At 72.6% G+C, this 12381-nt stretch carries 9 protein-coding genes and 1 pseudogene; 4 read left to right on the top strand and 6 right to left on the bottom strand.

Annotated features, from left to right (window positions below; all coding sequences use genetic code 11):
- Nucleotides 1-126 precede the first annotated feature (126 nt).
- The 4 genes from ADL29_RS38155 (at nt 127) to ADL29_RS38140 (ending at nt 4659) form a co-directional block, all read left to right on the top strand.
- Nucleotides 127-1506 carry a Cys-Gln thioester bond-forming surface protein gene (locus tag ADL29_RS38155; protein WP_169795292.1) on the top strand — a complete coding sequence of 460 codons (1380 nt, stop codon included), beginning with the start codon at nt 127-129 and terminating at the stop codon, nt 1504-1506.
- A 305-nt stretch (nt 1507-1811) separates the two neighbouring features.
- Nucleotides 1812-3476, top strand: coding sequence for an energy-dependent translational throttle protein EttA (gene ettA / locus ADL29_RS38150; RefSeq protein ID WP_053928034.1), 1665 nt, complete (start codon nt 1812-1814; stop codon nt 3474-3476).
- A 5-nt stretch (nt 3477-3481) separates the two neighbouring features.
- Nucleotides 3482-3928 carry an acyl-CoA thioesterase gene (locus ADL29_RS38145; protein ID WP_046927980.1) on the top strand — a complete coding sequence of 149 codons (447 nt, stop codon included), beginning with the start codon at nt 3482-3484 and terminating at the stop codon, nt 3926-3928.
- Nucleotides 3925-4659 carry a DUF8010 domain-containing protein gene (locus ADL29_RS38140; protein WP_053928033.1) on the top strand — a complete coding sequence of 245 codons (735 nt, stop codon included), beginning with the start codon at nt 3925-3927 and terminating at the stop codon, nt 4657-4659. The genes ADL29_RS38145 and ADL29_RS38140 overlap by 4 nt, the downstream gene beginning before the upstream one ends.
- Nucleotides 4660-4692: 33 nt before the next feature.
- On the opposite strand, the gene ADL29_RS38135 is transcribed toward ADL29_RS38140, so the two are convergent.
- From ADL29_RS38135 to ADL29_RS38115, 6 genes and pseudogenes are all read right to left on the bottom strand, one after another.
- On the bottom strand, nt 4693-5097 hold the full coding sequence (locus ADL29_RS38135; protein ID WP_053928032.1) for a globin: 405 nt from the start codon (nt 5095-5097) through the stop codon (nt 4693-4695).
- A 66-nt stretch (nt 5098-5163) separates the two neighbouring features.
- Nucleotides 5164-6660: an FHA domain-containing protein gene (locus ADL29_RS38130; protein ID WP_063788607.1), complete on the bottom strand. Its 1497-nt coding sequence runs from the start codon at nt 6658-6660 to the stop codon at nt 5164-5166.
- A 76-nt stretch (nt 6661-6736) separates the two neighbouring features.
- A pseudogene (locus ADL29_RS43875) lies at nt 6737-6895 on the bottom strand (hypothetical protein); the annotation flags it as partial.
- 264 nt (nt 6896-7159) lie between these two features.
- Nucleotides 7160-8527, bottom strand: coding sequence for a protein phosphatase 2C domain-containing protein (locus tag ADL29_RS38125; RefSeq protein WP_053928031.1), 1368 nt, complete (start codon nt 8525-8527; stop codon nt 7160-7162).
- 1 nt (nt 8528) lies between these two features.
- Complete coding sequence (locus tag ADL29_RS38120; protein ID WP_245689797.1) at nt 8529-11024, bottom strand: serine/threonine-protein kinase; 2496 nt, start codon at nt 11022-11024, stop codon at nt 8529-8531.
- A complete protein-coding gene (locus tag ADL29_RS38115) occupies nt 11021-12361 on the bottom strand; it encodes a hypothetical protein (RefSeq protein WP_053928030.1) in 1341 nt (446 codons plus the stop codon). Before ADL29_RS38115 ends, ADL29_RS38120 begins: the two co-directional genes overlap by 4 nt.
- Nucleotides 12362-12381 lie beyond the last annotated feature (20 nt).

Genomic DNA, 12381 nt, shown 5'->3' with positions numbered 1-12381 from the left:
ATGCGCCCGCTCCATAGGATCCGACGAGTACTCACGGGGGCTGACCAGTTCGGCTGTTGAGTCCTTCGGGAACTTTCCGGCGAGGCACCCTCCCCCATTCGACCGCCTCGCCCAGAGGGGAATTTCATGCTTGCTATGAAAAGGCGGGGCGCAGCCCGTCTTGCCGCTGCGGTCGTGGCCTCCGGCCTGGTCGCGGCGGGCGCGATAGCCACCGCGGGTACCGCCGCGGCGGAGGACACGCCCCCCGCGCAGGGAGGCGCCACCGCGACGCTCGGCGGTCTGAAGACCTTCGACCAGGCGATCGTGCACACCGACGGGCAGGACCAGCGCGTCGGTGCGGGGCTCTTCGAGATGTCGGTCGACAACGGCGGCACGCTGCAGACGTACTGCATCGACATCCACAACCCGACCCAGCAGCAGGCGAAGTACCAGGAAGTGCCCTGGAGCGCCTCGTCGCTGCACAACAACGGCGACGCGGGCAAGATCCGCTGGATTCTGCAGAACTCCTACCCGCAGGTGAACGACCTGGCGGCGCTCGCCGCCAAGGCCCACGCGGGGAACCTCACCGAGAAGACCGCCGCGGCCGGCACCCAGGTCGCGATCTGGCGCTTCTCCGACCACGTCAAGGTGGACGCGGTCGACCCGGCGGCCGAGAAGCTCGCCGACTACCTGGAGAAGTCCGCCCAGAGCGTCTCCGAGCCCAAGGCCTCGCTGACCCTGGACCCGCCGGCCGTCTCCGGCAAGTCCGGCAGCAGGATCGGCCCGGTCACCGTGCACACCAACGCCGACAGCGTCACGCTCTCCCCGGCCGCCGACGTGCCGTCCGGTGTCAAGGTCGTCGGCAAGGACGGCAAGCCCGTCACCAGCGCCGCCGACGGCACCCAGCTGTTCTTCGACGTGCCCAAGGGTGCCGCCGACGGCAGCACCTCGGTGACCGCCCAGGCCGCCACCAAGGTCCCGGTCGGCCGCGCCTTCACCGGCATCGGCGAGCACGCCAAGAGCCAGACCCAGATCCTGGCCGGCTCCAGCGAGTCCACGGTCTCCGCGGCCGCCACGGTCTCCTGGAAGAAGCAGGGCGCCATCCCGGCGATCACCGCCGACAAGAACTGCGCCAAGGGCGGCGTGGACGTCACCGCCAGTAACAAGGGTGATGAGGCGTTCCGCTTCCAGCTCTCCGGCAAGGACTACGAGGTCGCACCGGGCAAGTCGCAGACTGTGACCGTACCGGTGGCCGAGGACCAGCCGTACGAGATCACGATCAAGGGGGAGGGCGGCTTCAAGAAGACCTTCTCCGGCGTCCTGGACTGCAAGACCGCCGGCAGCGGCGGCAGCACGCCCGCCCCGAAGCCCACCCCCGCGACGGGCGGCACCACCGGCGGCCACGGCACCGACCTCGCCGAGACCGGTTCGAGCAGCGCCACCCCGATGATCGCGGGTGTCGCGGTCGCCCTGGTCCTGGTCGGCGGCGGCGCGGTCTTCTTCCTCCGTAAGAAGAAGGCCCAGTAACAAGGCCCAGTGACAACGCTCAGTGAGAAGGCCCGGTAACAGGGCCCGGTAAGAAGGCCCGCAAGAAGGCCTGGCGGCACCGGCAGTAGCCGGGCGGTCACCCCGCGGCCCCGGAGCGCAGCATCCGCTCCGGGGCCGCGGGCGTATCCGGGGCCGCGGGCGTACTCGTTTCCTTCCGGGCACGGCCGTACGGCAAGATGGGTGTATCTGCCCTCGCACGGCCGCGCCGCATCACGGACCGGGCGGCGGAGCGCATACAGACCTGACAGATCCCTGATAGATCCAAACCTGCCGGACGGTTTCTCTTGGCTGAGTACATCTACACGATGCGCAAGACGCGCAAGGCGCACGGCGACAAGGTCATCCTTGACGACGTGACGCTGAGCTTCCTGCCGGGCGCGAAGATCGGTGTCGTGGGTCCCAACGGCGCCGGTAAGTCCACGGTGCTGAAGATCATGGCCGGTCTCGAGCAGCCGTCGAACGGTGACGCGTTCCTCTCCCCGGGCTACACCGTCGGCATGCTCCTGCAGGAGCCGCCGCTGGACGAGTCCAAGACCGTGCTGCAGAACGTGCAGGACGGCGCCGCCGAGATCATGGGCAAGCTCCACCGCTTCAACGAGGTCGCCGAGCTGATGGCGACCGACTACAGCGATGCGCTGATGGAGGAGATGGGCAAGCTCCAGGAGGACCTGGACCACGCCAACGCGTGGGACCTGGACACCCAGCTCGAGCAGGCGATGGACGCGCTGGGCTGCCCGCCCGGCGACTGGCCGGTCACCAACCTCTCCGGTGGTGAGCGCCGCCGCGTCGCGCTGTGCAAGCTGCTGCTGGAGGCCCCCGACCTGCTGCTCCTCGACGAGCCCACCAACCACCTGGACGCCGAGTCCGTCCAGTGGCTGGAGCAGCACCTGGCCAAGTACCCCGGCACCGTCGTCGCCGTCACCCACGACCGGTACTTCCTCGACAACGTCGCCGGCTGGATCCTGGAGCTCGACCGCGGCCGCGCCATCGGCTACGAGGGCAACTACTCCACGTACCTGGAGACCAAGCAGACCCGTCTGAAGGTCGAGGGCCAGAAGGACGCCAAGCGTGCCAAGCGCCTGAAGGAAGAGCTGGAGTGGGTGCGCTCCAACGCCAAGGGGCGGCAGGCCAAGTCCAAGGCGCGTCTGGCGCGTTACGAGGAGATGGCGGCCGAGGCCGACAAGATGCGGAAGCTGGACTTCGAGGAGATCCAGATCCCGCCGGGCCCGCGTCTGGGCAACGTCGTCGTCGAGGTCGAGAAGCTCAACAAGGCCTTCGGCGAGAAGGTCCTGATCGACGACCTGAGCTTCACGCTGCCGCGCAACGGCATCGTCGGCATCATCGGCCCGAACGGTGCCGGCAAGACCACGCTGTTCAAGATGCTGCAGGGCCTGGAAGCCGCGGACTCCGGCGACATCAAGGTCGGCGAGACCGTCAAGATCTCCTACGTCGACCAGAGCCGCGAGAACATCGACCCCAAGAAGACCCTGTGGGCCGTGGTCTCCGACGAGCTGGACTACATCAACGTCGGCCACGTGGAGATGCCCTCGCGGGCGTATGTCTCCGCGTTCGGGTTCAAGGGCCCGGACCAGCAGAAGCCGGCCGGGGTGCTCTCCGGTGGTGAGCGCAACCGCCTGAACCTGGCGCTCACCCTCAAGCAGGGCGGCAACCTGCTCCTCCTCGACGAGCCGACCAACGACCTCGACGTCGAGACGCTCTCCTCGCTGGAGAACGCGCTGCTGGAGTTCCCCGGCTGCGCCGTGGTCGTCTCCCACGACCGGTGGTTCCTCGACCGGGTCGCCACGCACATCCTGGCGTACGAGGGCGAATCCAAGTGGTTCTGGTTCGAGGGCAACTTCGAGTCGTACGAGAAGAACAAGATCGAGCGCCTCGGTGCGGAGGCGGCCCGTCCGCACCGCGCGACGTACAAGAAGCTGACCCGGGGCTGACCGACGTGCGACACCTCTACTCCTGCCCCCTGCGCTGGTCGGACATGGACGCCTTCGGCCATGTCAACAATGCGGTGTTCGTCCGCTACCTCGAAGAGGCGCGGATCGACTTCACGCGACGGCTGGCGCCGGGGGGCGGCAGTACGGCGTTCACGGGCGGATCGGTCGTCGCCCGGCACGAGATCGACTATGTGCGGCAGCTGGTGCACCGGCACGCCCCGGTGACCATCGAGCTGTGGGTGACCAAGGTCACCGCCGCGTCGATGACCATCGCCTACGAGGTGAAGGACGAGGACACCGTCTACCTCCGCGCCTCGACGGTCGTCGTCCCGTACAACTTCACCGAGGGGCATCCCCGCCGCATCACCGCGGAGGAGAAGGCCATCCTCAAGGAGTTCCTGGACGACGCCTCGCACCAGGAGGGGCGTCGGGAGGGGGCCGTCGCGCGATGACGGCGCTGCGTCTGGCCGATGCCGGGGAGGCGGCGGATCTCGCCGCCTTCCTGGCCCGGCTGATCCATTACGACCGTGCGGCCGCGGTACGGCTCCAGGCCGGCAGCGGGGTGCTCGCCGTCTTCGGCCGCCCGCCGTCGTTCGAGGTGCTGGCGATCCGTACGGCACGGCTCGCCGACGACGGCATCACCGTGGACGTCACCGTCTCGGCCGGTGAACTCCTCGAAGGCGTCGAGGCGTCGGCGGAGGGCGTGCTGAGCGTGCCCGCTCCCGTCACCGGCCCGCCGTGGGCCGGAGTGCTGCCCCCGCGCGGCGGCTGGCGGCGGGTGCCGGGACTGCCGGACCCCGAGGCCGTGCTGCGCACGGTGGCCGGTGCGGTCGCCGAATTCCGCGCCCGCGATGCGGAGCTGCCGCCGCAGCACCGTACCCGCGCCGCACGCGACCGCATCGGCCGCGAGATCTGGTCGCGGACCCTGGGCGACACCCATCTCCCGCTGCGTGCCGCACACGCCGCGCAGTCGCTGGGCTTTCTGCGTCCGGCCCGGTCGGCCGCCCTCGCCGGTGCGCCCCCGCACCGCGCCCACGCCCCGCAGCCCGGACACCAGCAGCTGAGCCTGCTCGCCGCGGCCGGCTGGCTGCGGCTGAGCACCCCCTACGGATCGGTCGCCGTACGGACCGGGGGACCGGAGGGGCTGACGGGGCTCTCGGGGATCACAGTCACCCCGGTGTGACGGCGGAAGGGCCGGCCGTCGCTCCGGCCGGCCTCAGTCTGCCGTGTTGATCATCGAGGCAGCTGCGTAGGTGAGGTAGTTCCACAGTTGCGTCTCGTGTTCCTCGGCGAGGCCGAGGGAGTCGACGGCGTCGCGCATGTGCTTCAGCCAGGCGTCGTGTGCGGCCCGGTCGACGGTGAACGGGGCGTGCCGCATGCGCAGCCGGGGGTGGCCTCGGCCGTCGCTGTAGGTGCGGGGACCGCCCCAGTACTGCATCAGGAACAACGCGAGGCGCTCCTCGGCCGGGCCCAGGTCCTCTTCCGGGTACATCGGCCGCAGCAACGGGTCCTCGGCGACGCCCTGGTAGAAGCGGTGCACCAGACGCCGGAAGGTCTCCTCGCCACCGACCTGTTCGTAGAAGGTCTGCTCCTGAAGCGTGCCGCGCGGAATCTTGTTCACCCGTCCATGGTGGCAGATACGGCGAGGGGCGTGACCCGAAAGGTCACGCCCCCGGACCGTACGGGGCTAGGCCCGGCGGATCGTCAGCGTCGTCCAGGCCCCCACATGCACCCGGTCGCCCTCGTGCAGCGGCACCGGCACATACGGCTGGATCGGGTCCTCGGCGAGGTTGATCGTGGTGCCGTTGGTGGAGTTCTGGTCCACCACCGCCCAGCTGCCGTCCTGCTGCTGCACCAGCAGCGCGTGCTGGTGCGAGACGCCCGGGTCCTCCGGCGGGCTGCCCAGATCGATGTCCGGGGCCTCGCCGGTGCTGTTGCGGCGACGGCCGACCGCGATCTGGCCGTTGGCGAGCGGGAGCACCTGCTCGGGGGAGTACGCGGGCAGGTTGAGCCCGGCCGCCTCCGGGCCGCTGCGGCCCATCATCGCCATGAAGTACTCGCGGTCCGGCGCGATGGCCACCACCCAGCCGTCACCGACGACCGGCTGCGCACCCTGCGGCGGCGCCGCGGGACCCGGGCCGGGGCCGCCGTTCCACTGCTGCTCGGGCGGGGGGCCCTGCTGCTGCGGCTGCTGCGGGTCGTACGGGCCGGGCTGCTGCTCGAACGGCGGCTGCTGGTGCGGCTGCTCGAACGGAGCGGGCTGCTGCGGCGGGAACGGCGCGGGCGGCTGCTGCTCGAACGGGGCCTGCGGGCCGGGGCCGGGCGCGGGCGGGGCCATCGGCGGGGCCGCGGCCTGATGTGCGCTCGGCGGGTTCAGCGTCCAGTCGTCGCCCTGCGGCGGCGGGGGACCGGGCTGGCCGGCCGGGCCGGGGCCGGGCATACCGGGGCCGGGCTGGCCGGGGAAGCCGCCGGGGCCGGGCTGGCCGGGCGGGGGACCCTGTTGCGGCTGCTGCTGTTCGAAGGGAGGCTGCTGCCCGAAGGGGGGCTGCTGCTCGAACGGCTGCTGCGGCTGCTGCGGTGCGGGCGGCGGGAAGCCGTAGCCGCCCTGGGGGCCGGGAGCCGGCGGCGGGAAGCCGTAACCGTCCTGGCCGCCCTGGGTGCCGGGGCCGGGCTGGCCGGGCGGCGGGGCGAAGGACCCCGGAGGCGACGTGGATGTCGCGGTGTGGGTCAGGAAGTTGTAGTGGCAGTTGTTGCAGAACGGCGCGTTCGCCATGCGCGGCGTACCGCACTGCGGGCACGCCTCGGACGGCGCGGACTGATCGGGGCCGGGCATACCGGGCGCCGGTCCCGGTCCGGGTGCGGGCGGCGGGAAGCCGTAGCCGCCCTGGGCGCCAGGGCCCTGGGCCGGGCCGGGGGCCGGTGGCGGGAAGCCGTAACCGCCCTGGGTGCCGGGGCCGGGCTGGCCGGGCGGCGGGGCGAAGGACCCCGGCGGCGGTCCCTGCGGGTCCGCAGGCGGCGGGCCCGGCTGCTGGGGCGGCGGCGGTGCGGGCTGGCCGGGCGGCGGAGTGTTCAGGAACCCCGCAGGCAAGGAGGGCGGCGGGGGGACAGCGCCTGCCATCCGGTGGCCGCACACCTCGCACCAGTCTTCGGCCACCGACTGGTGTCCGTTCGGGCAGGTCGGCATGTCGGTTCTTCCCCCTCCGTACCTTTTCTTCCGGTGGTACTGCTCGGTACTGCTCGCGGTTGTTTCTTCGGCTGTGTCACTGGGTGTTTCTTCGGGCAAATGGCTTTTGCGAGCGCGTCGCGAGGGTCATCGCGTACGCGCCGGTCACCTTCGCCTTCAGTCGCACAGTACCGGTCGCCGCATCGGCGACGCCCACCACCTTCGCAAGGAGTTTCGCAGTGTCCGCATTCCCGGGGGTATTCGGTGGCGGTGCGGACCGGCCGGAATTCGCGGTATCGCGACCCCTATTGCCCGAGTTGTGGGCTTCCGTGCGGCCGGTACGCGCCTTTGTGGAAGGAGCTGTGACGAACCGCCCTCCGGCACGGGAATGAACGGAAAAGGAACCGCGCGCCCGGTATTTCCCGAGTGATGTCGATATCCGGAAATCATGCGCAAGTGGGGTAATCCCTGGGTGTATTGGCCGGGGAGTCGTCGGGAGAGCCGGTCCGCTGTCATGGCCCTAGCCGCGCGCCGGCGCCGGGAACGGCACCACCGCCACCGTGACGTTGTCATGGCCCCCGCCGTCGAGGGCGTGGGTGACAAGGGCCTGAGCGGCGTTCAGCGGGCGGTCCGGGGAGTCGACGGGCAGCACCGATGCCATCTGGGCGGCGGAGTCGGCGTAGTTCCACAGCCCGTCCGTGCAGACCACCACCACACCCGGACCGTCCGGCTTGAACGTCACGGTGTGCGGCTCGACCTCGTACGCATCCGCGCCGAGCCAGCCGGTGATGGCATGCGCCCGCTCATCGGCGTTCGCCTCCGCCTCGGACATCAGGTTGTTGGCGACCATCTGCGCGGCCCAGGAGTCGTCCTCGGTGAGCCGGGCCGGGGGCGCCGTACGGTCGTTGGGGATCCAGTACGCGCGGCTGTCGCCGACCCAGCCGATGGTCAGCAGCCCGCCGCCGACCGCGGCCCCCACGAAGGTGCAGGCCGGGGCGTTCTGCTGGCGGTGCTCGTCGTGCGCGAGGGAGGGATCGGCGGCCAGCGCGTCGACCGCCGCCGAGGCCGCCAGGACGGCGTCGTGCATCGCCTGCTGGGGGTGCGTACCGCGCGGCAGCGACGCCAGCAGCGCCTCGCCCGCGGCCTCGGACGCCGCCCGGGAGGCCTCGTCCGGCCGGGTCGCCGAGGAGACGCCGTCGCAGACCAGCGCGACCACGGCGGGCGAACCGTCCGGCAGCGCCATGGCCCGCAGTGCGAAGAAGTCCTCGTTGCGGTGGTGCCGGTGGCCCCGGTCGCTGACGGCCGCGATGCCCGCCAGCTCGTGCTCCATGTGGTTGCGTTCGCGGGGCTGGGCGCGTCCGCAGTGCTCGCAGAAGCCCTCGGGCGTCAGGGCGCCGGAGTGGCAGATCGCGCAGAGGTGGAGGGTGTCGTCGGGCGGGTCGGTCTGCTCGGGGGCGGGGGCGTCCCCGGGGGGCGCCTCACCGGTGCCGCCGCCGTCGGCTCCGTCCCGGGCCGCCTTGGCGTTCCGTGCGGCTCCGGCCGCCTCCGCGGCGGCGTCGGCGACCACTTCGTACCCGGCGACCCGGGGGTCGACAGGCCGCCGGGCGGCGCCCGGACGCGGGGCGTCCGCACCGGGGGCGCCCTCGCCCGCGATCTCCTCGTCCGGGATCCGCGTCGTGGGATCCGGCGGCGGCGGCCCGGCCGGCGCCCCTGAGGGTGCCCCGGCGGGCGCACCGACCATCGGGGCGTACGACGGAGGCGGCGGCACCGCGCCGTACCCCGGCGCGGCGGGCACCACGAGGTCCGCGCCGCACCGTCCGCAGAAATTGTCCCCCGCGTCGAGCGGCTCCGCGCAGCTCCGGCAGCGGGACGGCCCAGTCACACCCATGTCACACCCACGTCCTGGGGCGGAAGCGGTTGGCCCGTTCCACCAGCTCGATCCTTTCCTCGCCACGCTGCGCCAGCCGCGCCAGCAGGCGGTACGACCTCTCCAGCCCGAACCGCAGGCCGCGTTCGTCCAGCGCGCTGCCGAGCAGCGACGGTGGCCGTCCGCCCCCGGGCGGGGCACCGTGGCTACCGGAGAGTACCCAGTCCAGGGCGCTGCCCAGTACCTCGGTGGCCAGTTGTTCGCGGCGCCCGGCGTCCAGTCCGAATTCCGCCAGCCGCGCCACCTCTCGGGCGGCGGCCTGAAGATCATCGAGCAGCGCGTCGTGCGGTGGGCGCTGCCGCAGCCGCGCGCGCACCGCCGCAATGCGCGCCGCGGTGTGATGAATGGACGCTTCCGGTACGGCTTCCAGCGCCTCCACCGCGCCGCCGCGGTCACCGGCCGCCAGCCGCACCCGGGCCAGCCCGAACGCGGCGCTCACAAAGCCGTGATCGGCCGTCCACACCAGGCGGTAGTACTCCGCGGCGGTCTCCAGCTGCCCGAGCAGCTCCGCGCAGACCGCCAGCGCCAGCTTCGGCGCGGGTTCGCCGGGGAAGGCGTCGTAGACCGCGTCGAAAGCCAGCGCGGCGCTCTCGCGGTCCCCGCAGGCCAGGGACACCAGGCCGCGGTTCCACACCCTCCGCCAGTCGCCGGCCGCGCGCGCAGCGGGCTCCGCCTCGACGGAGCTCAGCAGGGCCTGCGCGGCCGGGCCGTCGCCCGTCTCCAGGCGGGCGCGCAGCGCGCGCAGCCGCAGCTCCGGGGAGTCGGCGGGCGCCGAGCGCAGCGCGGGCAGCAGCTCCGCCGGGGCGACGGTCATCAGCCCGGCCAGGAAACCGGCGTTGGGATCGGCCGGATCCACCCGCGGCACCGGCAGCGCGAGGGCCACACGGGCGGCGTCCAGGGGCCGGAGCACGGGCCCGCCCGCAGCCACGGCTTCCGGTGCCGCGCCGCGGGCACCCAGCAGCGACCCCGCGCCCTCCTCGACCGTCATCAACTCCGTGTCCACCACGCGCAGTTCCGGCCCGAAGAGCTGCGACGGCGCCGGGCGCTGCTCGCCCGACTGCAGCGCCACCACCTCCCGCAGCACCCCTGTCAGCTGCTCGGCCATCTCCTCCGCGGAGGCGAAGCGGCGCGACCGGTCCGGGTCCGTGGCCCGCACCAGCAGCCGGTAGAAGGACTCGTAGGTGCGGAACACCTCGATGTGCTCGGGGTCCGGGAGGGAGTCCGCGAAGACGTTCGTATAGCCCTGGAAGTCGAAGGTGAGGACGGCCAGGGTGCGGGCGACGGTGTAGAGGTCGGAGGCCACCGACGGGCCGAGTTCGGCTATCTCCGGCGCCTGGTAGCCGATCGTGCCGTAGATCGGGCTCCGGATGTCGTCCATCCGGCGCACCGCGCCCATGTCGATCAGCTTGAGCTGGTCGTGCTGCTGGATGGCGTTGTCGACCTTGAAATCGCAGTACAGCAGGTTGCGGCGGTGCAGCTCGCCGAGCGCCTCCAGCGCCTCGATGCCGTACGCACAGGCCTGCTCGACCGGCAGCGGATCGCGCCGCCCCTGGGGCGTGCGCCGGTCGTTGGCGATGTCCTTGAGCGATTTGCCGCCGACGTACTCCATGACGATGTAGCCGTCCAGGCTGCCCGTCGACGGGTCGAGGTGTTCCACGAAGTTGTAGATCCGCACGATGTTGGCGTGCTCGATCTCGGCGAGGAACCGCCGCTCGGACACCGCGACCGCCAGCGCCTCCTCGTCACCGGTGTCCAGCAGGCCCTTGAGCACCACCCACCGGTCGGCCACCGCACGGTCGACGGCCAGATAGATCCAGCCGAGCCCGCCGTGCGCCAGACAGCCGACGACCTCGTACTGGCCGTGCACCATGTCCCCGGGGCGCAGCTTGGGCACGAAGCTGTACGGATGGCCGCACTTGGTGCAGAACCCTTCCGTACGGCCCGGCCGGCCGCCCTGCGCCCGCCCCACCGCCGCCCCGCAGTCGCCCCGGCTGCAGAACCGCTTCCGTTCGGGGACCTCCGGCCGCTCCAGTACGGCGGTGTGCGGATCGGGCCGCGGCACCTGGGGCACGGTCACCAGCCCGGCGCCCAGCCGGCCACGTGCCGACCCGGAGGGCCCCGAGGACGCCGCGGACCCCGATGCCCCGGAGCCCGCGACGCTGTCCGTACGGCGCTCCGGCACCGGGACGGCCGGGCCCGGCATCTGCCGCGTCGGCTCACCGGCGCTCCCGGAGGCGGACGAGGAGCCGTCCCGGCCCGCCCTTTCGTCCTCCGGCACCCGCCCCGTGATCTCCGTCGCCGGCGACGACAGCAGCCCGTCCGCCGAGACCACCGGCGCCAGCCGGCAGACATCGCAGTACAGCTCGCCGCCGCCGGCGTCGTCGTACCGGCCCGCACAGCCCGGCCGCTGACAGCGGACGCCGCCGTGCACCGCCACCGGCCCCCCGTCCTGCGTCACTTCTCTCCCCTGCCGTCCCGGGCCGGTTCCTCCGGCCCATGCTCCGCCTGCTCCGGCACCAGCGCCTCGGCCGCCGCCTGCTGATAACGCCACACCGCCTGCTCGGCCGCCCGCAGATCGCACGGCGCGCTCCACAGCATCCGGCGGGCCACGTCGTACCGCTCCAGCAGCAGCGGATCCCCGGCCATGCCGTGCCGGGCGGCCTTCGCCTTGTACGCGTCCAGCCGGCCGCGCAGCTCGGCCCGTACGGCCAGCGGGGCCGTCACCGCGGTCAACGATTCGCGGGCCCGGTGGAGTTCCTCCTCGGCCCGCTCCTCCAGGCTCTCCAGCAGCGGCGACAGCCGGTGCCACTGCGCCCGCCTGCGGTACTCCGCGGCCGCCGCCAGCTGCTCGTACAGCGCCGTGGACGGGCCGCTGACGGCCGGGACCTCGGACGCGGCGATCTTCGCCAGCACCTCGCCGCGGGCCTGGCGCGCCTCGGTCAGCGTCCGGTCGGCCCGGGAGAGCACATCGCGCAGCTGCATCAGCCTCCGCTCGGCGTCCTGCCGGACGTCCAGCACCGCCTCGATCTCCCGCCGTACGTCCTCCAGGGCGCGCGCCGCCCGGTCGTAGCGCCCGGTGTCCGGCCGGCCGCCACCGGGCGCGGAACTGCCCGTCGACGACGACACCCAGAACGCCAGCGGATCCGCGATCACCCGGTCGCGCAGCCGGGCCAGTTCGTCCGTGATCCGCTCCAGGTCGTCGCCCGCCGGATGCGCACCGGGGCGCACCCCGACCGAGTGCGCCAGCGAACGCGTCCGGCGCAGCTCGGCCGACAGCAGATCTATCCGGGCCGGCAGCGTCGACCACACGGCGTCGGCCGCGACGATGACATCGAGCGACCGGGCGTAGAGGCCGTTCATCCGCGCGACGAGCTCCTCCAGGCTGAAGCGCTCCTGCGGGCCGTCCACCGAGCTGTCGTCCGCCGCCTCGCCGGACACCGTCAGCCCGCTGCCGTACAGCAGCTCCGACAGCTCCGCGAGATCGTCGGGGGACGGCCAGCGGCGCCGCGCCCGCAGCTCCCGTGCCGCCGTCAGCGCGGCGGTGTAGGTGTCGAAAAGCGACCACAGGACCGTGATGGAGCGTTCGGCGGCGGCCCAGCGCTCCTTGGTGGTGCCCGACAGGCCGCCGCCCTCCAGCAGCCGGCGGCCGGCGTGATCCTGCAACGCGAGCAGCGAGGTCTCTATCGCTTCGTACTCGGCGCCGAGCCGTGCCAGGGCGCGGTCCACCTCCTCCCGGTCCGGCACCGGGGCAGGTTGCCGCCCCGCGGATCCGGGGCAGGGCCCAGGGACCCCCATCGATCACCTCTCCAATACGC

This window comes from Streptomyces chattanoogensis, assembly GCF_001294335.1.
GTDB classification, from domain to species: Bacteria; Actinomycetota; Actinomycetes; order Streptomycetales; family Streptomycetaceae; genus Streptomyces; species Streptomyces chattanoogensis.
The sequence above is the reverse complement of the archived record's forward strand: the minus strand, read 5'-3'. Positions and strand labels throughout refer to the sequence as shown.